The following is a 25,584-nucleotide window of genomic DNA, read 5'->3' on the forward strand; positions in this document are numbered from 1 at the left end:
GTTCTCGGTAATAATATCCGGGTAGCAAGTAAACCGCGTGTCGTCAATATTGTCGGCGATACGGCTTTTGTGGAAGTAAATGTTTCATGGGACAATTCGTGGCGGGATGATTTCAACTGGGACGCCGCGTGGGTGTTTCTTAAGTACAAAAAGCGGGGCGCTACCGAACCCTGGCATCACGGTTATCTCGCTCGCGAAGGTCATAATGCAGGTGGCGGCTATTCTTTCATGTTGGGCGAAACAGGTTCCGGCAGCAGTGCCAAAGTCTCTGGTGTGTTCCTTATGCGGAATGCCATTTCCGAAGGTAATGTTTGGGTTACCCTCCGGCTTAAATGGCTAATCAAGGCCAACTCAAAGAAAGCGCTTACTGCCGCCGACTTCGGTAATAAACTGGATAAAATATATGTCGCCATCCATGCCATTGAGATGGTTTATATTCCCTACGGCAGTTACTACCTCGGAGACAACCACTCCGCATACAGTTTTGCGAAATCCGGCGTATCTCCCTGTCTTATTGATTCGGAAGCGGCCATCACCCTGAACACCGTCAATCCATCCTCCACGTCTGTTTCCTTGGCCTCCTACTACCCCAAAGGGTATAATGGTTTCTATATCATGAAGTACGAAACAAGCCAGGAGCAGTACATGGAGTTCCTTAATTCCCTCACATTGGAGCAGCAGAAGACACATGTAGCCAACAACAACTTCTCTGCCATGAACCGCGGGGATTACATTTTCGGCATTACCGGTTCACCGGACTATCGGAACGGCCTTGTCTTTATCGAACAAAGGCAGGAAGGGGTACCCGCCGTATTCGGTAACAATCTTGACCAGGCAAACGACCTTTTCTCCAGATATGACGGGCAGACTGTCGCCTGCGGATACCTTTCTCCGTATGACATGCTGGCGTATTGCGACTGGAGCGGTTTGCGGCCCATGAGTGAACTGGAATACGAGAAGGCGTGCCGTCGGCCGTATCCACAGATACCGGAAAAGGGAGAGTATGCCTGGAACAGCAACAGCGGCCTCAATCCGATGACCGGAGAATCTAACCTGCTTTATTATGGTGATGAACGGGAACGCTCCACGATCGAAACCCACAACGTAAATAGCGGAGGAGTTATTAATGGTCCCGTCCGGTGCGGGATGTTCGCAACTGCCTCTACCAACCAGACCCAGGCGGGAGCCACCAATTGGGGAGTGATGGAAATGAGCGGAAACTTAGGTGAAATGTGTTATATCGCATCAACAGCTGCGAAGAATTTTGATTACAGTGTCTCCGACTCCCACGGTGACGGAGAACTGAATGCCGATGGGTCTGCCAATACAGGTGTGGACTATTGGCCTACCGCTGCCGGGGCATTTGGTGTACGAGGGGGCAGTTTTTTCAACGCCGATAGCCTGTTGAGGACTTCCGACCGGACAAAAGCCCAAGGGACGACTTTTTCCTCGATAAATACGAGGTATGCAAATTTTGGCTTTCGCGGAGTGCGAAGTATAAAGATTGAAACCAACAGCGGGAAAATTCAGGGCGATACGACCTGTCCAGGGAATGAGTTGCATATTGTCAATGTACAGGAGGCTTCCTGTCCTGATTTCCCCGATTTACGTTTCCAATACAACTGGTACGTGAAAAAGCCGGGAGAATCGAAGTTTGATATAATTCCGAATGAGAGCGGAGTATCGTTGGTGTATAATAATTTTGTCAATACCGGTACCTCGTTTGTGACGTATCAATTCAAGCGGGTGGCTGTTTGTGCCGTGGGCATGGCAGAGACGGTGACCAATGTGTGCATTGCTCCCAAACCGTGGACAAATTCATTGGATACTTATACCAATGTTGATCCCTCCTTTACAGTTACCTCAACGTGGGGGAACATGCCGCAAGTACATTGGATATTGGAAACGCCCCCCACAGGAATATCCATTTCTAATAAAGGACTTGTATCGGGCTTGACTACTAATCCCGTCTTTTGGACAAATGTAACGGTATCCTCGGATAAATGTCCGGGACAAAAATGGACAAAAAAAATCGTCGTACAACGCGAGTTCAGGTCAGTTGGTTCAAGTTCCATCACGCTTGTTCCGGGTGAGTACGTCATGGAATGTTATGGTGCTGAAGGTGGACGAGGAAGAACTAACTGGGTCTTGGACGAGTACGGGGGGAACGGAGCATATACGAAAGGCACAATACTATTATCGAGTAGCCAATTGTTTTATGCCTACGTAGGAGGGAAAGGATATGATTCCGGTACAAACGGGAAATACACGGGTGCGGATGGAGGTTGGAACGGTGGTGGAGCTGGAGGGAATGATAAAAATAAAGATACGAAACCGGAACCTGGCGCTGGTGGCGGAGGTGCCAGTGACATCCGTCTGGAAGGAGGGTCGTGGAGTGGTACAACTTCGTTAAGGTCTCGGATTATGGTCGCTGCTGGAGGCGGTGGTGGAGCTCATACTAATAGTGGTTATAGTGGAGGAACCTTGTCTGTCACAGGAGGAGCAAATCAGACTTCCGGTTATGCTTTCGGCTATGGACAGACTGGTATTACCTCTGGAGCAGGTGGTGGTGGAGGTGGCGGAGGATATTACGGAGGTTATTCTCAACAGTATGATAAAGGTGCTGGATATGGCGGTTCTTCGTTTATTTCCGGTTACAACGGATGCAATGCGGTGAATACAAGCGGAAGCCACACGGGGCAATCCATACATTATTCCGGATTGAAATTTTACAATGCCACCATGACGGCGGGGGCAAGAGCAGGTGACGGCTTGATTAGAATCAGTCCCGCTCTTCCTTAATCTCTTAAAATGGAATGAAAGCTAAATGCTGCCGCAATTACACGGCAGCATTTATTTTTTCAAAAATGGATTTTTCCTGTAAATTCCTCCGGGATTGGCAGGGAATTGCTTGGGGGAACTCCGTATCAACTGGCTTCCCGCTGTGTTGTAACTGTATTTGGGAGTAGAATTGATACGCTTCTGCGTCGCAGTTGCTACCCATTTGACTCGGCGAATCTCTTGCCGATTGTGGAGGAGTTGTTCCGTTTGGGGCGGGCAGGTAAATAATGTTTGGAGGTATGGAAAAGTTTTACGATGTATGTTTCCGTAAATAGCGGCGGAGTTCTTTTTTGTTAAAAATTTAAGCCGCTGTTTGTAGGAAACAAAAAATGTTAAGGATTTAACATAGTAGATTACAGCTTAACAAAATCAGTCGCGGATTTGCTTCCGTAATTTGCGGGAACAAAAAATCACAAAAGAATTTCTTCCCGCAATCTGCGAGAAGAAAAAAGTTCTTGCGGACGAGCCGCTGCAAATTGCGGGAAGAAAAAATTTCAAAGGGATTACTTCCCGCAATCCGCGGGAAGTAATTTTCACGAATGGACGGGTTCCTGCAATTTGCAGGAGAATCAAGCCTTCACCTCTTTAACTTCCTCATTCCACCGAATAAGTATACGGATATTGGCTGAGGTTGAGCGTGACGGTGTATTCGCCGGCGGCGGGGATGATGATTTCACTGCCGTCGTCCATGAGCTGGTTGCTGAAATACACGCCTAACGTCCGGTTGTCCGCTCCTGTTTCCTGGAAGACGAATTGCCCTTCGGAGAGCGGGGCGGTGATTTGCAATTGCCGGGCGGTTTCGTCGTAATTCAAGTTTATGGGAGTGCCGGATGTTGCCGAGCCGGTAATGCTCCAGGTCACCGGTGTGGCGGAATAGGTCAGTCCGGTGAGGTCAGCCGTTAATAGGTAAAGTCCTGCTGTTGTGTTGCTCATGACAATATTGCTTCCCCGCGGTGCCAGTTTCCCGTCTCCGCCGGAACCCCATTCCAGCTCTCCCCACGAGGGTTGGCCGAGGAGTTTGAATTCTGTATTGGCGGTAAACCAAAGGTACCCTTCATATACCTGGTTCGCTTTGGGGGATGTGACGACGGTCTCCGGGTCTCCGGGATTCCAGCCTTGATAGCTTCCCGGTACGTAAAGTATGGGATATGTGACCGAAACGTTGTAGGCGGTCAGTGACAGGCTGACGGGCTCGGAATGCAGGGATTGCAAATGGTTGTTTACGGTCGCTATGACTCTGAATTCGGCTTCCGCCGGGGTTTCGGGGACAAAGCCTGCGATGAGGGCGTTGTTGTTCAGGGTGGCGTAATCCGTCCGGATGCGGGTGTCTTTGGTTTCGGCGATTTTGACGGCGGATTCGAAATACGTGCCGGCTTTTGCCATCTGCACGGTGTAGAGAATGGAAGCCGGAAAACCGTAGTCCGCGGCGTGCCAGGCGATTTCAACGGAATCGTTCTGCCCGGCTTCGGTGAGCGTCAGCCGGGTACCTGCGGCGGGTGTCGTCAGCTCGGGAGCTGTAAACTCCGCGGCGTAGTATTTTTTATTGTCGGTTTCGCATCCTGTCAGCAGGAGCGAGAGACAGAGGGAGAAGAATAGATATCGTTTTTTCATGTCGTTTTCATTTACGGTTAATATCCGGGGTTCTGTTGCAGTTTCGGGTTGGCTCCCAGGTCGGAGGACGGGAGGGGAAACAGGTCGTAGTAGGAAGCGATGCTTCGTCCTTCTTTTACGCCTCCTTTCCAGGGCCAGAGGTACGAGGTCTCGCTGAAACGTCCGTAGCGGATGAGGTCCGTGCGGCGGTGTCCTTCCCAGTACAATTCACGGGCGCGTTCATCCAGCAGAAAATCGAGTGTCAGGTCGGAAGTGTTGATTTGTCCCGCACCGTCGTCGAATGCCCGCTCCCGCAGTTCATTGATATAGCCGAGGGCTGTGTTCAGACTGCCTCCGGAGCCACCTCTCACGACGGCTTCGGCATACATCAGATAGACATCCGCCAGGCGGAATACGGGGAAATCGGTGTCCACGAAACTAAGATTGGAACCGGGTTGCCCGTTGGACTGCATATTGGTGAATTTCGTGACGATGACTCCTTGTTTGAAATCCGACACGGAATTGATTTCGGTGCTCGTTTGGCCTTTCGTAAAGAAACAGGCTCTTTTGTCGCCGGGGTCGAAATTAGCGGCGAACTGGTCGCTGACGCGGTTGCCCGCCCAGCTTCCGCTGACTCCGTAGTCCTGCGTGCGCAGGCTGTCTCCGCCGAAAGCGGCGAAAATCAGAAAGGTGGTGCCTCCGTAGGTCTGTGTGTGGGTACCGTCAAAGGCTACCGGGAAGATGATTTCCCGGGCTGAGTGGTTGTCCGCCATAAAGATACGGGTGTAATCCTTATCGAGAGAATAGTGGGGGATAATGAGATTACAATAGGCAATCGCATCTGTATAGCGGGGCGTGCCGGTATATGTTTCGGCGTTCAGGTACATTTTAGCCAAAAGAGTCCATGCAGCTGCCTGGTCGGCTCTCGCATATTCGTTGGTATGCGGTTCTTTCAGCAACGGGACGATTTCCTGCAACTCTTTTTCAAGCCACGAGAACAGGTCGTTGCGCTTGATTTGTTCGGGATAAAAAGCGCTTACGCCTTGGTTCTCGTCGACAAAAGGAACATTCCCGTACAGGTCGAGGGCGTGATAATAGGCCAGTGCCCGCAGAAAACGGGCTTCTGCGCGGTAGTAGGCGATTTCTTTTTTCAGGGTTTCGGACACATTCCGGCTGTTGAGCTTGCCTTCGGTCGTTTCGCGCAGGAATTCGTTGGCGACGGATATGAGGTAATAGATACGCTCGTAGGTAATGGTGATATAGTCGTTGGCGGATGACCAGTTCTGGTCATGCAAATCCGGAAGACCCGCATTGTTCCATGCGCATATCGCTTCGTCTGTCGTCAGTTCCTGCATATTCCACAGCTGTCGCAGGTAATTGGACGTTCCTTCGTCGCTTGTTGCCAGGTCGGGATTGCCGTCCGGGCCTATTTGCCCGCTGACGGCAAATACGGAATACACTTTGGCCAGTGTCTGCCGGTAGGCTTCCGGCGTCTTGTAGACATCTTCCGCCGTGACAATGTTTTTGTCGATGGGTTTGGTATCCAGGTCTCCCACACAGGCGGTCAGCCACGTCAGCAGGAAAAGACTAAGGATATTCAGATATTTCGTATTCATGGTCGTATATTTTTAGTTTACAGATTAGGATGAGAATCAGAATCCGATATTGACGCCGAGCAATACCGTTTGCGGGCGCGGATAGAGGTTATTGTCTATCCCGTTGAAAATTTCGGGATCCAATCCTTTGTATCGGGTAATGGTGAAAACATTTTGCATCAGGGCGTAGACTCTCAGATTGAGCCGGTTGTTCCACAGGTTCTTGAAATTGTATCCCAGCGTGATATTGTCCAGCTTCATGAAAGAGGCGTTCTGTACGTAGTAGTCGGAGAAATACTGCGCTTCCTGGAACCGGGTGTTTTTTATCGATGCCGGAAGGTTGGAATAGAATCCGGTGTTGTTATACAGCCGGGCGTACAGCGCCTGGTCGGATTGTACGTTGTTGTAGACGTAGTTGCCGAAGCTGAACCGCCCTGCGATGGTCAGGTCCCAATTCTTGTAGGTAAGGTAAGAGGAGAAACCGGCCAGGTATTTGGGAGCCGGACTCTTGTACCGGTAAAGGTCCAGCTGGTTGATTATGCCGTCGTGGTTGAGGTCGGCATATACGCCCTCCAGCGGTTTGCCGTCTTTGTCGTACACCTGCCGGTAAACATAGAAAGCGTTGGATGGATGCCCTTCGCTGTGAATTTGTATGGTGCTCCCCGTACCTCCGGAAATGCCTCCCGTGAGTACGCCGACATAATTCGGGTCTTTGTTGCGGATAAGTTTGATGATTTTGTTTTTGTTGTAGGAGAGGTTTACGTTGATTTCCCAGTTCCAGTCTTCGTTGGCGATGGCAACGGCGTTCAGGTTGAGTTCAAATCCCTCGTTGGAAAGGTCGCCGACATTGGTGACCAGTTTATTCGTGAGGTTGGAGCCTGCCGCTACGGGTATCTCGTTAATCAGATCTTTGGTTTTGCGGTAATAATAGTCGAACGACCCGTTCAGCCGGTTGTTGAAGAATCCGAAATCGATGCCCGCGTTCCATGTCGTGGTTTCCTCCCATTTGATTTTGGAATCGTAGCCGTTGGGACGCAGGGTGTAGATAAATTCGTTGCCGAACTGATACTGCGCTTTGTCGTTGCTTATCGTGTAATTGGGCAGATAGGGATAATCGTTGCCGACAATGTCCTGTTGTCCCGTGATACCGTAACCGAAACGCAGTTTCAGGTTGGATAGCCGGGAGAATTGCTGCATGAATTCCTCCTGGTCCATCCGCCATGCCAGCGCCAGCGAGGGGAAAGTACCCCAGCGCTGGTCTTTGGAGAAACGGGAAGAGCCGTCTCCTCTGACCGTCAGGGTGAACAGGTATTTGTCTTTGAAAGTATAGTTCAGTCGCCCGAAGAAAGACAGCAGGTAGTTTTCGGAGGCGCTTGTCTTGTCTTCCCGGATGTAGCTTCCGGAAGTATTGGTGGCGTAGTCTTTGGTCGCTCTCTTGAAATGTTGCCAGGAGTAACCTGCCACGACGTCGATAACACTTGAAATGGAGCTGATGTTTTTATTGTAATTCAGGTAGAATTCCAACAGTTCGTTGTGCTTCTTTTCGCTGTATTTCTTGTAGTAGCCGCTTCCGTATTTCTCGTCGTAAGTCCAGGAGGCGCTCTCCGGTTCTATGATTTTCCCGTCGCTTTTGGAGTAATCGTATGCCAGGTTAAGATTGGCCCGGAGGTCCGGAAAAAAGTGGAGCCGGTAGTCGAACTGGACGTTTCCGATGAATCTTTTTACGTCCGACTTGTCGCTGTGGAGTTTGAGGTGGGCGACCGGATTGATGGGGGCGATGATATTGGGATTGCCTGTCGTGGTTTGCGTCCATGTGAAATATCCTCCGTATCTTTCGTTGCCGTCTTTTACGGGGCGTGTCGGGTCGAATGCGACAGCTTCGCCGATAGATGCCGTGTTGCCGAAGTTGTTTTTGATGTACATGCCTTTCGCCTGAAGGTTGATTTTCAAAAAGTCTTCAAAGAATGTCGGATTCAGATTCAATGCTCCCGTGTAGCGGTTCAGACTGGTCGTTTTCAAAATACCCTGCTGATTGGTATAGCCTAAAGAGAGGCGGAAAGGGGTGTTGAATTTTGAGCCGGAAAAGTCGAGCGTATGATCGTTGCTGACGGCAACGCGGTATATCTCGTCCTGCCAGTTTGTATTGGCATGGCCTAAATTGTCGATGACGGCGCTATTGCCGGCAAACTGTCGTTGTATGGTTTCCCGGAATTCGTCTGCGGAGAGTACGTCTATCTCCCCTTCACGCCAGCCGACGCTGAATTGGCCGGAGTAGTTCACCCGGAACGGCTGTCCTTTTTCCCCTTTTTTCGTGGTGATCAGGATAACGCCGTTGGAGGCTCTTGCCCCGTATATGGCGGTGGAGGAAGCATCTTTGAGTACGGTGAAAGTCTCGATATCCGCAGGATTGATGGCGTTGAGCGGGTTGCGCATACCGTTGATGCCGGTATTGTCGAGGGGCACGCCGTCTACGACAATCAGCGGGTCGTTGCTGGCTTTCATGGACGAACCTCCTCGGATACGGATTGTGGCTCCGTCACCGGGGGCTCCTCCTCCCGTCGTGATTTGTACGCCGGGGGTCTTGCCGATTAACAAATCCTGCGGGGACGACATGACGCCCGGATTGAAATCGTTTGCACTGATGGATACGACGGAACCGGTCGCATCGTTCTTGCGCACCTGCCCGTAGCCGATGACGACGACTTCCTGCAGTTGCTGCTGGTCTTCCGCCAGCCGGACGTTCAGGGGCTGCTGATTCGTTACGGTGACGTTCTGGGGTTTGAATCCGATGAAGGAAAACACCAGTATATCGCCTTTTTTGACGTTTAGGGTGTATTCTCCGTTCGGATTGGTGGTGGTACCGGTTGTTGTTCCCTGGATGAGGATACTCACTCCGGGCAGGGGTTCTCCGTTCGATGCGTCGGTGACTTGCCCGCGCAGTGTGATTTCCTGTGCCATGCCGCCCAGTGAGGATAACAGCAGGAGAAACAGGAAGAGAAAGTGTGGTTTCGTGTGTCTGTGTGGTTTCATAATTGTAAACAGCTTTGTTCGATTTTATTGCTGTATACGGGGGAATGGTTAAAAGGTTGAAAAGTTAAAAAGTTAAAGCGTGGAATGGTTGAAAAGGTGGAATGGGGAGGGAAGGCGTGAAACTTTGGGACGGGAGTTGCGTAATAATTGCTATCTTTGACAAGAACCTTAAAAATGATGTATGTCAAAAATAATGATTTTTCTGCCCGTTCTTTGGGTCGTACTCTTTTCGTGCGGGCACAAGGAGATCGTATTGCCTGACGTTTCCGGCATATACGATTTGGCGAGTCCGGTTCGGTTGAACTCCGATACGACGACTGTTTTCATGTCGGATTATTTTCTTTTCCCCGAAAAGGTAAAAAAAGTCCAGACTTCTTCCGGTTTGAAAGCCGAATGGAGCGACGACCGGCAAGTATTGAAACTCATCCGGCAGGGAGAAGTGGAGCCGATGGAGAACTTGCGCCTCACGTATGAGGGCTATGTGTATGACATTCCGTTGATAGGCGACAGCCGGGAAGCGGACAAGGCGCCGGAAATTTATACAGATTCGCTGAGCGGGGACACAATTTGGCTGCAAAGCCGGAATCCCGTGAAGGCGTGGCTGGTTTATCTGCAAAATCAGCGGCTCGGAGAGCACTATATTGTCCGGCATGCCGATAAGACGGGTATTCTGATTCCGAAAGCGGCGACAAAGGTGAAACGTTCGGAGATGCGGGTGTGGGCGATAAATGCCTACGGCGTTTCCAACGATATTTTTATCCCCTTGGAATACGGACGGGTGATTCTGGATGCCTCGCAGCTCGACCGTTTCGACAAGCGGGCTTCCGTACTCTATTTCCTGATGGTGGACCGTTTCTATGATTCTATTCCGGAGAACAACCGTCCGTTGAATAGCAAAGAGGTGTTGCCGATTGCCGATTATATGGGAGGCGATCTGGCGGGCGTGACGCAGAAGCTGAAAGAGGGGTATTTCGATTCGCTGGGTGTCAATACGATCTGGTTGTCGCCGATAACGCAGAATCCGGAAGGAGCTTACGGCCTGTGGAAAAATCCCCGGACGAAATTTTCGGGCTACCACGGCTATTGGCCTGTTTCTTCCACCCGGGTGGATGACCGTTACGGTACGTCGGATGAACTGAAGGAATTGGTGGAGGAAGCGCATAAAAAGAATATCAACGTGATATTGGATTATGTCGCGAATCATGTTCACCGGCTTCATCCGCTGTATCGGGAACACAAGGACTGGGCGACGGATTTGTATCTGCCCGACGGGACGCTGAATACGGAACGGTGGGATGAATACCGGCTGACGACGTGGTTCGACTCTTTCCTGCCGACACTGGATCTGCAGCGTCCGGAAGTGTATGAGCCGATGACCGATTCCGCTCTTTTCTGGATAAAAGAATACGACCTGGACGGTTTCCGCCACGATGCCACCAAGCATATTCCCGAAATATTCTGGCGGACGCTGACCCGCAAGCTGAAACGGGATATTATGTTCCCGAAGAATATGACGATTTATCAGGTGGGAGAGACTTACGGGAGCCGCGAGTTGATAGCCTCTTATGTCGGTTCGGGACAGCTGGACGGTCAGTTTGATTTCAATGTCTACGATGATGCGGTGGCGGCTTTTGCCCGTCCGGATGTCGGGTTCCGGCAGCTGAATGCTTCGCTGGAGGAGAGTTTTCATTACTACGGGGTGCACAGTCTGATGTCCTATATTTCGGGCAATCAGGACCGGGCACGTTTCATTTCTTATGCGGCGGGAGATCTGCGTTTTGATGAGGACAGCAAGGCCGCCGGCTGGAGACGCCGCATCGGGGAGCGCAAACCGTCGGATGTGGCGGCTTACGATAAACTGGTGCAGCTGATAGCTTTCAATGCGACGATTCCCGGCATACCGGTCGTTTTCTACGGAGACGAAATCGGCATGACCGGAGGAAATGATCCGGACAACAGGCGGATGATGCGCTTTGACGGATTGAGCGAAGAGGAGGAGATGGTGAAGGAAAAGACGGCACGTCTGAACACGTTCCGCCGGGAGAGCATGGCGCTGATGTTCGGGGATTTTATTCCGCTGCGGGTGGAGGACAACATATATGCTTACCTGCGTTCGTATTTCGGAGAGGACGTTATCGTTATTTTCAACAAGGGCAGGGAAAATATGACGCTTCGGCTCGACCTTCCGGCACGGGAGCGGAAAGGGGAGTTCAAATCGTTGTTCGGCGGGCGGTTCAGTTATGATAATTCCAAATTGATAGCGGATGTCCCGGCCAACGGAGTGGAAATTATATATAACACGATACATTAACTTAAACATGAGAATTATGAGAAAAATAGGCTTGTTGTTATTGCCGGTGCTGCTGCTTGCCGGTTGTAAGAATAAAAAAGGGCAGGACCTCATCCTGCCGGCGGCTTTTCAGACGCCTGCGGTGGTGTCCTGGGCGAAGGATGCGGTGATATACGAGGTAAATATACGTCAATACACGAAAGAGGGAACGTTCAATGCCTTTGCCGAACATCTGCCCCGATTGAAGGAGTTGGGCGTGGATATTCTCTGGTTGATGCCCATACAGCCTATTTCGCAGAAAAACCGGAAGGGAACGCTGGGAAGTTATTATGCCGTGAGGGATTACCAACAGGTAAATCCGGAGTTCGGTACGATGGAGGATTTTAAGAATCTGGTGGATAAGGCCCACAGCATGGGATTCAAGGTTATTCTGGACTGGGTGGCCAACCACACGGGCTGGGACAACTGGCTGATAGTGGAACACGGGGAATGGTACACGCAGGTGAACGATTCGATTATAGCCCCCGTAGCCGAATGGACGGATGTGGCGGACTTGAATTACGAACAGCCCGGTTTGCGCCGCTATATGATTGAGAGCATGAAATATTGGGTGAAAAATGCCGGCATCGACGGCTATCGCTGTGACGTGGCCGCTATGGTACCGACCGATTTCTGGGAACAGGCCCGGATGGCACTGGATAGCATCAAACCTGTGTTTATGCTGGCGGAAGCTTGGGAGCCGGAATTGACCGAGGGCGCTTTTGACGCCTGCTATGCCTGGGATTTGTTGCATACGATGAATGATATTGCGGCGGGAAAGAAGACGGCGGCCGCCTTGCCCCGTTATTTCCGGAAAGCGGATACATTGTACGCCCCCCGTACGATTTTGATGAACTTCCTCACCAATCATGACGAAAATTCATGGAACGGTACGGTGAACGAGCGCTATGACGATTTGCAGAAAGCCTTTGCCGTACTGACCTACACCGTGCCCGGCATGCCGCTGGTGTACAGTGGGCAGGAAGTCGGTTTGAACCACCGGCTGGAATTTTTTGAGAAAGACGAGATAAAATGGGTGGACAACAGTCCGTTGACTGCCTTTTATACGCAACTGGACAAGCTGAAACATGACCACCCGGCGCTGTATGCGGGCCTCGATGCCGGAACGATGAACATACTGAACCATACGGCGCCCGAAAGCGTGTTTGCTTTTACCCGAACCAAAGGAAACGACCAGTTGCTGGTCATGCTTAATTTGAGCCGCAAGACCGCTCAGTTCAAATTCGCTGAACCTCTGACGGGCTCATACGCCGACGCCTTCACCGGTGAGACTGTAAAAACGGCCTCGCCCTTTACCCTGAAAGCCGGAGAATACCGGGTATGGGTGAAAAAATAACCGTGTAGAAACATATTTTTGCGATGAGGACAGGATTGCATGCCTGTCCTCATTGTTTTTAAATTACGCATTTACACGTAATAAAAAGTCGGAAATATTCCTTTTCTTCGCAGCCGGATTTAAAATGATAACGTATGAAAAAGTGGTTTGAACAGTTTAAAACGGAAGATTGGGTCGTTGTAGCGGTAAGTATCGTCCTGTTGGCGATGGCGGTTTTTATTCCCGGTTATCTGCCGGCGGTTCCCAAACATCTGACAATGCTTGCCGACTGGCAGAATGCTCTGATACTCTACGTTATCGTTTTGGCGATTCTTTGCCTGGGCTGGCTTATGCTGGGGCGTCCGCTGAAAGGGATTGTGCCGTCACTGCTGGCGGTTTTCGGCATTTCCCTGTTGGCACAGGTTACGGCAGCCATTCCGCAAGTGGCTTATTACGGTTTTGAATCCGTCTTTTTCTCCGTCATTTTCGGACTGATTATACGGAATGTGTTTCATATCCCGGCATGGATGCGTCCCGCCATTCAGAGCGAATTTTTCATAAAAATCGGTGTCGTGTGCCTGGGGGCGACTATCCTGTTCAGCGATGTCATGAAATCGGGCGCAGTCGGGTTGATTCAGGCCGTGCTGGTAGTTACCGTTGTGTGGTTCTTCGCATACTATATTTCTCGCCGGTGGGGCGTGGACCGTAGCTCCGCGATGATTCTTTCTAGCGGCGTGTCCATATGCGGGGTATCGGCTTGCATCACGGCTGCACGGGTCGCCGGAGGGGATGACAAGAAACTTTCTTACATCGTTTCGCTGGTGTTGATTATCGTGGTACCGATGATTTATCTGATGCCGTGGCTGTCGCGTATGCTTCTGCCGCTGTTTTTTGACGACCCGAAGCTCATACAGGAAGTGGCGGGGGCATGGATTGGCGGAACGATCGACACGACCAGCGGGGTGGCGGCATCCAGCGCCATTGTCAGCGAACTCTCCAATCAGCACGCGGTGATAATCAAAGGGGCGCAGAACGTGCTGATAGGCGTTGTGGCGTTCTTTATCGCCCTCTATTTGTCTACACGCGGGGAGAAAAACAATGCGGTTCCGTCCCTGCATATCGTATGGGAAAAGTTCCCGAAATTCATTATCGGGTTCGTCGCCGCTTCCCTGGTTTTCAGTCTTTGTCAGGCGAACGATGTTTTTCACGTTACATCCAAAGGTAAACTGCTGGAACCGGGCGTCGCGAAAATGTTCAGCGGCTTGTTTTTCAGTCTGGCATTCGTATGCGTGGGACTGGAAACCCGCCTTAAAGAAATCATATCGCGTGAAAACCGCCACCTTATGTGGGCATTCCTCACCGCGCAGACTTTCAACATCATCGTCACCTTCCTCATCGCCTGCCTCCTCTTCGGAGTCATCAAACCGCTATTGGGGTAATTGCGGGATTATTCCGCAATTTTGTACACGACGGAAGAGTAGCCGTCCATTTTTACCGATAGGTTTTCTTCTTCCTGTTTTTGTTCGACTTTGCCTGATACGCCGACCGCTTTTTCTATTTTGTCCGAAAGGGTGATCTGGGTGGCCGAGCTTCCGAAATTGTGGATAACCAGCATCCGTTCTTTCTCTTTCGTCATATACCATGCCGCAATGCTTTTGGCCGCGGTGTTCGATTCGTTTGATTCGTTGTATTGGCTGTGACGGATCGTAACGCCTTGTGCTAGTGCGGGATAGGTATTGCGCAATTTGGTGAAAGTAAGGTAGGTACTTAACAAAGAAGCGGCATCGTCTTTTTGTTCGACAACAGATTTTATGCTTGACGCTACGCCGGCGTCTATTTTCTCGATATAGGAAGTCGTGTAATTGTCTCCCCACAGCATCGGACTGCGGACGTATTCATCCCCTTTGTCTTTGAATCCGTAGATTCCTAATTCTTCCCCGTAATAGATATACGGCTCGCCGGGACCTGTCAGCAGTACGGCGGCGGCCAGTTTCTCTTTTGCGAGAGACTTGCCCAGTTTGGATGCCGTGCGGTCCTCATCGTGGTTGGACAATTTCGTCGCTTCTATGTAATCCGGACGATAGCCGGCGTATTTCTCCTGATAAGACAAAATATCTTTGGCGAAATAACACCCCGTATTGTTGTTGATGGCCCATTCCAGCCGATACCAGAAATCGAACTCAAACAAGGCGGGAAGTCCCTCGTAGTAAGGGGCGACCTCGCTGCTGCCAGACAGTACTTCTCCTACGATGTAAATATCGTCCGTGTGTCCCTTTTGCTTGTAGTAAGCGTTCATGTCGTCATAAAACAGCTTTAAAAATCGCGGGTTTTCGTCTGACGTGGCGCTGTGGTAAATGTGTTTCACCGCATCCAGACGGAAGCCGTCCACGCCTCTGTCTATCCAGCCTTTGGCGGCATCGGCGATGGCTTTGTAAGCGGGAGAAGAGGCGGCCTTTTCAACGGGACCATAATTCAAGTCTGCGAACCAGTCCGTGCAGAAATGAGAATGATAATACCATAAATTCATGGATTTGAACAGAATATCCGCAGCCGTCGAATTATTCAGCGTGAAGGGTGTACCCAATTCCAGTTTGTCCGACTTGGATGCGGCGCCGTATTTCGTTCCGCCGTCCCATGTCGTATTGCTCGTACGAATCAGGAAGCCCCAGGAAGATTTGAAATCCACCGTCAATTCATACACATTGTTGCCTTTGTCGTAGAACTTTTTGCACACCTCGTCTCCGTAATACAGATATTTGGCGCCGTCGGTACTTTTATCCGGATTCTCTTCGTCGATGTCGCCGGCATCGGCCTCTGTCACGGTTACCGTCGGTTTGGACGCATTCGACCAGTTGAGGACGAATTTATAGGTGCCGCTGATTTCGGAAGTGGAGGGAAACCATTCGCCGGCATTGTATCCGCTCTTTTCTATCATAGCGATGTTGCCCGCTTTGACATCCGTCTGCGGGTTTTGCGAAAAAATATAATAGTCGCGGTGTACGCTTTCAGGAGAGGATTGGGCATCGACGAACCACGGGTGATCTTTCCCCGTGTGGTTCATCACATAGTCCAGATAGATTTTTATATCGCGCCGATGTGCTTCCGCAATCAACCGGTCGAAATCGTCCATCGTCCCGTATTGCGGATTTATGGCGGTATAGTCCGTAACGTCGTATCCGTGGTAAGACATGGCAGGATGAATCGGCGACAGCCAGATAGCCTTTATGCCCAGACTCTGGAGATAATCCAGTTTCTCGATCACGCCTTTCAGATCCCCGCACTTATCGCCGTCGGCATCGGCAAACGAATACACCAGCAACTGATAAGAAATATTCGCCCGCTTTTCTCCGTCCCATTCATCGGGAGCTGCCGTTACGCTGTTCCATCCCGTCGGTGTGGGTTCGGGATCCGGTTCGGGCTCCCCGCTTTTACTGTCACTGCACGCAGCCAGAGAAAAAATACATGCGAAACACAGCACATGCCAATACGTCAAAATTTTATGCAAATCAATCGTTTTCATGATAAAATCCTTCAAAATCCTTATGATACAAATATACTCTGAAATCCCCGCCACCTCGCCATAAAAACGCACAAACAAACGATTCCGAACCGCAAACGGTTGCAGTAATCGCTTCGGAGATTAAGTGAAGAGTAAACAGAGGATGCTTCTTTTACTTTCCTCTATGATTTTTCATTTTTATCCCACTTTTTAAGCCGTTCGGCAATATCTTTATCAGGTAAACGATTGTTGATGTTTCTTAATAAGTTGAGTTTCTCTGCGGCTGTTTTAGGAGAAAGAATGCCCTGTTCAATAAGCTGGTCAAATACATAGAGGATACCGGATACCGTAGCTCCGGACTTTATTGCTGATTTACGTAATTTATTATCTCCGGTTAGTAATCGATAGTGATTCTTCTGTGCGTATAACCATACGGAACAATCCGGGATGGAAACATTGTTATCCTGTTCTTGCTGGAAACGGACTATTTCCATTAATTCTTCTGAGGTGTGAATTTTTATAGTTAGATTTTTGGTCTCTATAAATTTTTCGATTTTTATACGCTGTTCTTTTTTTACTAATTCGTTGATAATAAAATCGGTTGTGTGAATCTTTTGGGAAAGTTTGAAGAAATCATCCAGTAAATCGATACTGCATAGATCGATGAACACATTTGTATCATTGACGACGATTGTATCCATTTACACAAGATTTAGGCTGTCTTTTAATTGATGTACAGGCAGTCTTATTAATACGGAGGCTTTTGAAAATGAAATAATTTCACTCGCTAATGCTCTATATACAAGACGTTCAAAACGGGACGAACATTCTTCTTTAAATCGGCTTTTTTCTGCAATTTTTTTGAAATCTGCAACTCGATTCTTTTTTATAAAATAAGTTTTGAATCTTGATTCCGTGATGACATTTAATTCTTTTGCTTTATACATTAAAGCATCGATGGATATTCCGTATTGGCATTGGATATCTATTAACTCCTTTAAAGCGATGTCTTTTCGATTACAACCGATAAGATGAATGAAAACTGATTCTGAAATTAAAATTTCATTGGCAAATTGATTGCATATATGTTCTTTTTCTTTGGGGGATATTACGGGGTCAATATTTAATAACAGGTGCGCTAATTCGTGCATAGCGGTAAGCCTTTTTCTTTCTGAAGAAAAATTTTTATTTAGAATAATAAACGGACATTTTTTACCGACGAAACCGCTTAACCCGTCAAATGAGTCCGGAGCATCGATTTCAATAACTTTGATTTTATTTTCTTCCAATAATTCTATAATACTGACAATGGGGTCTTCACCGATTTTCCATAAATTTCGTATACGATCTACCAATGGTTTAATGTCATTGCGATTTCTTACAACAATATTGTCCAGACAGTTCGTGAAGTCAGAATTAATGCTTAAAATATCTTCTATTTCAAGATATCTTTCAATTGAATCGAGGACTTGTTCTTTTATTTGAGCAATTCCTTTTGAAGATAATTTCGTTTTTTTTCTAAATTCAATTCCTTCTAATTTGATTTGAAACGGTTTGAAAAAGTAATCGACATTAACTTTAAGGGCATTTGCCAATTGTATTAATACGATACTATTGGGTAGCATTTTCCCGTGTTCATATTTAGAAATAGCTTGTTTGGAAATAATATTGTCGGTAGCTTCGCATAGTTCATCCATTGAAAAGCCCTGCATAATTCTTGCATTCTTTAACCTTTGTGAGAATATTTGTTCCATGATGATAAGACTTGGGTTTACAAATATACGTAAAAATCGATAAAATGTAAACATTTGACCCAATATTTTATTGAGAGGGGGGGATATTTGTTTTTCTGAAACAAAAAAGAAGCTGAACAAAATCGTTCAGCCTCTTAAATATCGTCAGTGAAATGTTTTAATTTACTTTACGGTCTTAAATACGAATTCACTTGTAATATCATTAAAGTACACATTGTAGGTGCCTGCCGGAATGGTTAGATTATCACTTCCGTCAGCTACACCGTAATTTTGGTCTGTAAGGTTGATAGTACCACCCCAACTAATAGCCCAATCATGGTTTGCGCGGAATTTAATGCCTCCGGCGGTAACTTCCAGACCGGCAATATACCAGTTGTGAGGAGTCACTTCTTCCATATCTGCATCTTCTCCCCAGGAATTGAAAGCACCGATGAGAGAGATTTGTGTATATTCGGTCGGAGCTTGGTCGGTTAATTTTGTCCAAGTATAGGACATACTTGAAAAATCAACTGTAAAAGTGTAATAAGCCCCTTTCTCCGGACAAACCATTGCACCGGCATCCGTATTTACTAATGAACCGGAAACAGAATTGTCGTCATTTGTTATAGAGCCAAAACATGCAGACCAATTACCGAAATCACTGCCTAACCAAAGTTTTATATTTGCATCGCCTTGGTATTGGGTAGTATAGCTATGTATCATTTTGGATTGCGGATAAAGCATACAAGTCATAGCTGTTTGGCTCCATCCTTGCATTGCTCCGACTATGTAATATTCCGGAACGATTTCTTTGATGGTGTAAGTATAATCCATCATATTTAACGTGATGCTATACATTCCTGCTTTTGCAATCATTCCTGCTCCTGCATCATTGTTAACCAGAGAGCCCTCCATGCTGTCGTCTCCATTCATTACAACGCCAACTACACCGGGATTTGCCCAAAAACCATTTTCTGCATCCACGTTGTCCTGTGGAATAATTTTCCAATACTGCTCATCGGCAGTTGTTGTGAAAATCAGAGTAAACACAGGGTCTTCATAAACATCTTGGTCGCTGTGATTGAATTTCTGCATGTGCTCTGCATCCCATTCTCCAAACATATCACCAACCAGATAATAAGCGGAAGAAATCACTGGAGCTGACGGCGTTACTTTTACTTCGATATTGGCAGAGACTTTTACAACCTGTCCGTTAATATCTACATAAGCGTCCACCACTCCTGCCATGGTACGTTCTGTCGGACGTTTGCCATATAAGTTTGCAATAGCTTCGCTCAATTCTTCTACGAGAACAAAACCGTTAGCGTCTGCATCCAAAACTTCTTCTTCGTCAAGCGTAACTTTATACGTAACTGTCGCACCTTCTTCTGCTTGTAATGAAGGCGTGAATAGGGCTACGGACTCTTCGGTTACATCCGCTAAATTAATAGCGGATGCCGAAGTCGCGGAGAATGTTACATTTTGAGCAGTCTCCGGTCCATTGTGTTGCGGATCCGCCCAATCCTTGTAGTCATCATCGTCGCAAGCAACAAAGAGGGTTGCTAACGCCAAACTATATAATAAATTTCTTTTCATATTTAAATTATTTTAGTTTATCATTCTTTTGTAAAGAAATAGTAGCAACGGTCGATGTCGTTGAATACAATCTTATAAGTACCGGCTTTGACAGGAATGTTACTGCTTGTTTTCAGACCGTAAGGGAATGTATCGCCACCGCATTCGTCACTCCAATCCGATTGACGGAACTTAGCATCCCCATCAGTTTCGAGGGTAACTTCGCCGTACCATATATGAGGATTGAATGTGTTTTTTGTCAAGACAACCGGGTCATTGCCCCAGCCATCAAAATCACCGACAAACTCCCATGTCGTAAATTCTTTCGGAGTTCCTTCATAAGCTTTCAGTTCGGCTTTCGCATTGGCAGGACCACCGGTCGTATTGAGGGTAAAGGTATAGTATCCTGCTGCGGTTGGTTTCCAGGATGCAGGGTCGTCTGCCTTTTCTATCGGACGATATTTTACAGTCCCGTTTTCTCCTTCGGCTTCCAGACCGAGCATCGGAGCCCAGGCTCCTGGAGTTGAAACAACTTTGAATTGGTCGGCATCAAAATACCCTGTGTAGGTAAATTCGCCTTCGCCGGTTTTTTTATCATAAGCGAAGTCTTTTACCAGAGACATCGGAATAAGAATATCTGTTGAATTATCCCAATTACCTACTCCGCCGTTACCGACGAAAAACCAAAGCTGTGGCAGTGCATCCTTTAATTCAACATAATAAGGAATGACGTTCATGTCAACCGTATTGGAAGCTACGGAATATTTGTCCACATTGGCAACTAAACGTACAGTAATCGGTTGAAGTGCGGGAACATCATCTTCTTCCCATTGGCCCAGTTGCATAACGGCTTTGGAGAACAAAGAAGCATCGCAAGCAATAATGCAGGAAGTATAAGTTTCGTCTACGACTGCATAATCCGGAACTTCTTCCTCTTCCGCTTCATCTACGGATAATGTGAATGAATTGCTTAAAGAGAGCTGGAGTTGATAGGTTACGGCAGCCGTATAACCGAATTCCGGTTGGGAACAGGTAAAATTGATTTTCTTAGAACTTGCCAAATCAATTTCGGATGCGGCGTAAGCCGGCGTATTTAACACGAATGTTTCGGGCTCTTGAATGGTAGGATTGGAATCCCGGTCGTCATCGCAAGCCGTAAATATGCACATACTGCTTATAAGCAACAGTGCGGATACAAATATTTTTTTCATATTATTTTTCCACATATTAATTAATAACCCGGGTTCTGTACTAAATTGGAGTTGGTATTCAAATCCGTGTCGGGAATAGCGAATATATTCAGGTTGCTGCTGAAATTCGTACCGTTCTGTACGCCGCCTTTCCATTGCCATTTATAATCGGAAGTTCCGCCGAAACGGTTGAAGCGAATCAAATCGATACGGCGACGTCCTTCATAGTAGAATTCGCGGGACCATTCATCCAGAATGTCATCCAAAGAATAAGAACTTCTTATAGCTGCATTAGCACGTGAACGGATTTCGTCAATTGCATTTTTTCCGTCTGTTGTAACTGTTCCTCCATTGGCGCGGCAGGTAGCTTCGGCATATGTAAGATAGGCTTCCGCAGCACGCATCAGGAAGAAATCTGCATCAACATATTTGGAATTATGAGGAGTGGCTCCCGTTGAATACAAATTGGAAAATTTACAAACAGAGAAGCCATTGGTAAATTCTCCGATGTTGTCTACACTGAGCGTGCGTCCTTTGCTGAACAACAAAGCCCGGTCGTCATTGGCTTCGATAACCATTTTTTCCGGAGTTGCTTCCTCCGGAGCATTGGTCGGGAAGAACTTGGATACAAATTCCGGACGGGCACGAACTCCGGCCCAAGCCTCTGAAGTACCGCTGGCTGGCATATCATCCTTAAAAGTGGCTGCAATCAAAAACAGCGTAGTACCCCAACTGGTCGTTTGGGCACCATCTTGTAAAAGAGGTAAAATAGCTTCAACGGAAGCGCCGTTTTCGCCGTTATCTCCCATAAAGAGCATTTGATAGGCACTGTAATTGGCTGCACCGGTTTTATGCAATGAATAGGAAGATTCCATTACATATTTGGCATATTCCGCTGCTTTCGTCCATTGGGGCGTACCCGTATACACTTCGGCATTCAGATAAAGACGGGCAAGCAATAACCAGGCGGCAGCTTTGTCGGCACGGCCGTATCCTGCGTCGTTGGATTTTTTGGCGCGCGGTTCGCTCATGTCCTGTACACATTCCAACAACTCTTCTTCAAGCCATGTGTACATTTCCTGGCGGGTTGCCTGAGACGCAGCGTTGGATGAAACACTTGTCAAGAAAGGAATGTTTCCGAAACAGTCCATCAGATGATAGTAATAAAATGCGCGCAAAAAGCGTACTTCCGCAGTCATTGTTGCGTCATGCTCCGAACAGACTTCCAGATAATGGTTGCAGATAGTTACGCCGAAATACAACCGGTAGTAAAAACCTTTCAGCATAGGGTGGCTTGCACTCCACTGATTGAAGTTAAATGCGGGGATACCTTCGTCTCCCCAGCAGCAGATAGCTTCATCGGTCGTTAATTCATTGGCATTGAAAAGCTGGCGTACAAAACCGGTGGTACCTCCGTCCAGACCGTCGATGTCGCAGTCTCCGTCAGCCCCGCCGTTGCCTGCAAGCGCCATGTTTGCATAGCATTTGTTGAAAAGCGCATCGGCATCCACAGTCATATTCGTACTGGGATCCTTCGGATTTACATCCAAATCGTTCACGCATGAACTCATTCCGAACGACAGAAATAACAAGGCTGCCGGGAATATTTGTTTGATATATCTTAGGTTCATAAATTATTGTATTTATTAAGATTTAAAAATTGAGGTTCAAACCGACCAATACGGAGAACGGACGGGGATAAATGTTGTTGTCAATACCGCCGAAAACTTCCGGATCGATGCCGTCATAATTCGTAATGGTAAAGACATTGCTTGCCGTCACATATACACGTCCGTTAATGCCTTTGTAGCTGCCTGAATGGAAAAGGCTGTCGAAATTGTAGCCTAACGTAATGTTGTCGCATTTCAGGAAAGAACCATTCTGTACCCAGTAATCGGACAACGGGTTGTCATACGTTTTCCAGCCTCTGTTCACGGCCGACATCGGACGGTTTTGCAAATACCCGAAAGAGTTGTCATACGTCTTGTCGATGTTGGCGAAACCGTCCTGTACATCGTTGAATACGTAATTGCCGATACTTGCCCGCAAAGAGAATGCGAAATCCCAGTTCTTGTAACTTAAACGGGAGCTTAAACCGGCCGTCCACGGAGCTACCGGGCTCTTATAGAAATAACGGTCGTCCTGGTTGATGATACCGTCACCGTTGCGGTCTACATAAACACCTTCAAGAGGTTTGCCGCTTTCGTCATATACCTGCTGGTATACATAGAAAGAGCTGGCGGCATGTCCTACGGCGTGAGCCTGACAGGTATTACCCGTACCGCTGGAAATACCTCCGGTGGCGACATAGTAATCGGAATCGCCGGTTAATTCTGTAATTTTATTTTTGTTGTAAGTGGCATTGGCGGTAATTTCCCAATTCCAGTTGGCTGTCCGGATAGGACGGTAAGTCAAAGCGATTTCAACACCCGTATTCTTCAAAGAACCGATGTTAGAGGTTACTTGGTTACGGAAGTTTGAACCGGCAGCCACGTACACCGTATTCAGCAAATCGGTTGTTTCACGGTAATAATAATCGACACTACCGCTCAATACATTGTCCAGTATACCGAAATCAATACCGGCATTGTATGTAGTTGTCGTTTCCCATGTCAAATCTTTATTGTAGGCATTCGGACGATTCAGTATACCCTCTCCGATCAGGGGATAATAACTGTCAGGATTGATATTCAGGTTATAAGAGGCAAAATAGTTGTAATCGCCGATTCCTTCCTGCTGTCCGGTTTGTCCGTATCCCAAACGAACTTTCAAATCGGAGAAGAAATCAACATTCTTCAGGAAAGACTCTTCTTTTACCCGCCATCCTAAAGCGAACGACGGGAACAGAGCCCAGTGGTCTTTAAAACGGGAGGAACCGTCATAACGTACCGTAGCAGTCAAAAGGTAACGGTTCATCAAAGTATAATTGGCACGTCCGAAGAAGCTGACCAGATAGTTCTCCGTTTCCCAGGAGCTGAATTTACGTCCGTAAGGGGTATTGGCTAAGGGAGAGCCGTTATCGTCTGTTGCCGTGCTGGTTGAACGATAAAGTCCCCAACCGTCGTAAGAGCCTTTGCGGTGGAAATGTTGCCATTCATAACCGCCCATGATGTCGAAATGGTGGTTATCGTTAAAGTCTTTGTAATATTGACCGTAAACATTGTAAGAAAGATTGTATTTATCTTCTTTGTTCCAGCCGTCCCAGCCATAGTAAGCATTATCGCCGGACGCGTTGGGTGATTCTACGGTCGTTTGTTTACCGGTAGAGAGGTCTGCTCCGAAATTCATGTGAAGTCTTAAATCTTCTAAACCGTGAATTTTATAGTCGAGTTCAATATTACCGATGGCGGATTTTGATTTGGCTTTATCGTTGAACTGTTCAAGCATAGCCACCGGATTCCGGACTGCATTCCGCTCCGTAATGTATGGCCAGGCGGGGTCATTCAGATCTTTGCCGTCTTTTACCCATTGGAAATATCCGCCGAAATTTTGGAATTGTGCGTCATTGGAACGAATGGGTTGCGTCGGGTCCATACGGGTTGCGGCACTGATGGCTCCCGTATTGGCATAACGGGTGTTGGCCAACATCCCTTTCACATTGACATTGAATTTCAAGTGTTCCTGCAAGAAAGTGGGATTGACGCTGATATTAGCCGTATAACGCTCGAAGTCGGAAGTTTTTAAAATACCTTCCTGATTCGTATAGCCGAATGATACGCGGTAGGGCATATTTTTAAATCCGCCGGAAACTGTCAGGTTGTGGTCATGACTGATTGCTGCCCGGTAGATTTCATCCTGCCAGTCGGTATCGGCATTGCCTAATTTAGTAACGGCTTCGGAATCTTCTCCGTAATAATCATTGATGAAAGTGCGATACTCATCGGCATTCATCACATCCAACGTTTTTTTCTTTACACTGACGGAAACATTCCCGTTGTAAGAAATTGTCGGTTTCTGTGCCGTACGCCCTTTTTTCGTCGTGATGATGATAACGCCGTTGGATCCGCGGGAACCGTAGATAGCGGTAGCTGATGCGTCTTTTAATACCGTGAACGTTTCAATATCTGCCGGATTGACCATTGATAAGGGATTCGACAAACCTTTCACTCCGCTGTTGTCCATGGCCAAACCGTCGATAACGATCAATGGGTCGTTGCTGGCATTCAGGGAAGAACCTCCACGGATACGGATGTTGGCGCCCGTACCCGGAGCACCACTACCGGTTGTAACATTTACACCGGCGATTTTTCCCTGCATCATGTCTTGCGGGTTGGTCACCAAACCGCGGTTTTTTTCATCGGGCTTGATGGCTGTTACCGAACCGGTCAGGTCGTTCTTCTTGGCAACACCGTACCCGATGACAACGACTTCCTGCAACTGTTCCACGTCGTCTTCCAGGACAACGTTCAAAACCGTTTGGTTGGCAACCGTAATCGTTTGTGATTTGTAGCCAATAAAAGAAAATACCAAAACATCCCCCGTAGAGATTTTTAAGGTATAATTTCCATCCATGTCGGTGGCTGTACCGGTTCCGGTACTTTTTACGAGTATACTTACTCCCGGTAAGGATTCACCTTTGCTGTCTTTTACCGTACCGGTGAGTTCCCTTTGTTGTGCAAACGTTAAGGTCGATAACAACATGCACAAAACGAAGAGAAATCCATTTTTTTTGTTTCTGTGCTTCATAATTTAGTAATTTGTTTTAATTCCTTGAGCTTGATCAATAGATTTTTTTCTTCTGATTACTTGTTTAAAAAATTAATACTTAACACGCAATTCTCCGCCTAAAAAAACCTACGTTTAAATTGGCGGAGTCTTCGCACGCTTAACCTACGTCAGTATTGACTTTCCAAAGGTATATCTAAA

At 47.7% G+C, this 25,584-nt stretch carries 14 protein-coding genes; 4 read left to right on the forward strand and 10 right to left on the reverse strand.

Translation table 11 applies throughout. From position 1 onward, the window contains the following. Positions 1-2,802, forward strand: a 2,802-nt coding sequence (locus NFR61_RS09680) for a glycine-rich protein (RefSeq protein ID WP_251623504.1), incomplete at its 5' end; no start/stop codon positions are given. A gap of 633 nt (positions 2,803-3,435) precedes the next feature. On the opposite strand, the gene NFR61_RS09685 is transcribed toward NFR61_RS09680, so the two are convergent. Genes NFR61_RS09685 through NFR61_RS09695 form a run of 3 tightly spaced genes read right to left on the reverse strand, consistent with a single transcriptional unit; the run spans position 3,436 to position 9,056 of the window. Then, positions 3,436-4,452 (reverse strand): SusE domain-containing protein, encoded by a 1,017-nt coding sequence (locus NFR61_RS09685; protein ID WP_251623505.1) that lies wholly within the window; start codon positions 4,450-4,452, stop codon positions 3,436-3,438. A gap of 17 nt (positions 4,453-4,469) precedes the next feature. Continuing rightward, positions 4,470-6,047 (reverse strand): RagB/SusD family nutrient uptake outer membrane protein, encoded by a 1,578-nt coding sequence (locus NFR61_RS09690; RefSeq protein ID WP_251623506.1) that lies wholly within the window; start codon positions 6,045-6,047, stop codon positions 4,470-4,472. 36 nt (positions 6,048-6,083) lie between these two features. Then, complete coding sequence (locus tag NFR61_RS09695; RefSeq protein WP_251623507.1) at positions 6,084-9,056, reverse strand: SusC/RagA family TonB-linked outer membrane protein; 2,973 nt, start codon at positions 9,054-9,056, stop codon at positions 6,084-6,086. Positions 9,057-9,237: 181 nt separating this feature from the next. Between NFR61_RS09695 and NFR61_RS09700 the strand changes: the two genes are divergently transcribed. The 3 genes from NFR61_RS09700 (at position 9,238) to NFR61_RS09710 (ending at position 14,160) form a co-directional block, all read left to right on the forward strand. Beyond that, complete coding sequence (locus NFR61_RS09700; RefSeq protein ID WP_251623508.1) at positions 9,238-11,367, forward strand: alpha-amylase family glycosyl hydrolase; 2,130 nt, start codon at positions 9,238-9,240, stop codon at positions 11,365-11,367. 16 nt (positions 11,368-11,383) lie between these two features. Then, positions 11,384-12,742, forward strand: coding sequence for an alpha-amylase family glycosyl hydrolase (locus tag NFR61_RS09705; protein WP_251623509.1), 1,359 nt, complete (start codon positions 11,384-11,386; stop codon positions 12,740-12,742). 134 nt (positions 12,743-12,876) lie between these two features. Continuing rightward, positions 12,877-14,160, forward strand: coding sequence for a YeiH family protein (locus NFR61_RS09710; protein WP_251623510.1), 1,284 nt, complete (start codon positions 12,877-12,879; stop codon positions 14,158-14,160). A gap of 8 nt (positions 14,161-14,168) precedes the next feature. Here NFR61_RS09710 and NFR61_RS09715 read toward each other — a convergent pair whose 3' ends face one another. From NFR61_RS09715 to NFR61_RS09745, 7 genes are all read right to left on the reverse strand, one after another. Further along, entirely contained in the window at positions 14,169-16,241 is a 2,073-nt protein-coding gene (locus NFR61_RS09715) for an alpha-amylase family glycosyl hydrolase (protein ID WP_251623511.1), read from the reverse strand. 161 nt (positions 16,242-16,402) lie between these two features. After that, the gene (locus tag NFR61_RS09720; protein ID WP_251623512.1) at positions 16,403-16,921 is read right to left on the reverse strand and encodes a PIN domain-containing protein; all 519 of its coding nucleotides are present in this window, start codon (positions 16,919-16,921) and stop codon (positions 16,403-16,405) included. Next, positions 16,922-17,974 carry a helix-turn-helix domain-containing protein gene (locus NFR61_RS09725; protein WP_251623513.1) on the reverse strand — a complete coding sequence of 351 codons (1,053 nt, stop codon included), beginning with the start codon at positions 17,972-17,974 and terminating at the stop codon, positions 16,922-16,924. A 162-nt stretch (positions 17,975-18,136) separates the two neighbouring features. Next, positions 18,137-19,549: an Outer membrane protein SusF domain-containing protein gene (locus tag NFR61_RS09730; protein ID WP_251623514.1), complete on the reverse strand. Its 1,413-nt coding sequence runs from the start codon at positions 19,547-19,549 to the stop codon at positions 18,137-18,139. 20 nt (positions 19,550-19,569) lie between these two features. Then, positions 19,570-20,739: a SusE domain-containing protein gene (locus NFR61_RS09735; RefSeq protein ID WP_251623515.1), complete on the reverse strand. Its 1,170-nt coding sequence runs from the start codon at positions 20,737-20,739 to the stop codon at positions 19,570-19,572. Between the two features lie 20 nt (positions 20,740-20,759). Continuing rightward, positions 20,760-22,349 carry a RagB/SusD family nutrient uptake outer membrane protein gene (locus NFR61_RS09740; RefSeq protein ID WP_251623516.1) on the reverse strand — a complete coding sequence of 530 codons (1,590 nt, stop codon included), beginning with the start codon at positions 22,347-22,349 and terminating at the stop codon, positions 20,760-20,762. Positions 22,350-22,371: 22 nt separating this feature from the next. Then, positions 22,372-25,404, reverse strand: a complete 3,033-nt coding sequence (locus NFR61_RS09745) for a SusC/RagA family TonB-linked outer membrane protein (protein ID WP_420910119.1) — start codon at positions 25,402-25,404, stop codon at positions 22,372-22,374. Positions 25,405-25,584: the final 180 nt, after the last annotated feature.

This window comes from Odoribacter lunatus, from assembly GCF_943193135.1.
GTDB lineage: Bacteria > Bacteroidota > Bacteroidia > Bacteroidales > Marinifilaceae > Culturomica > Culturomica lunata.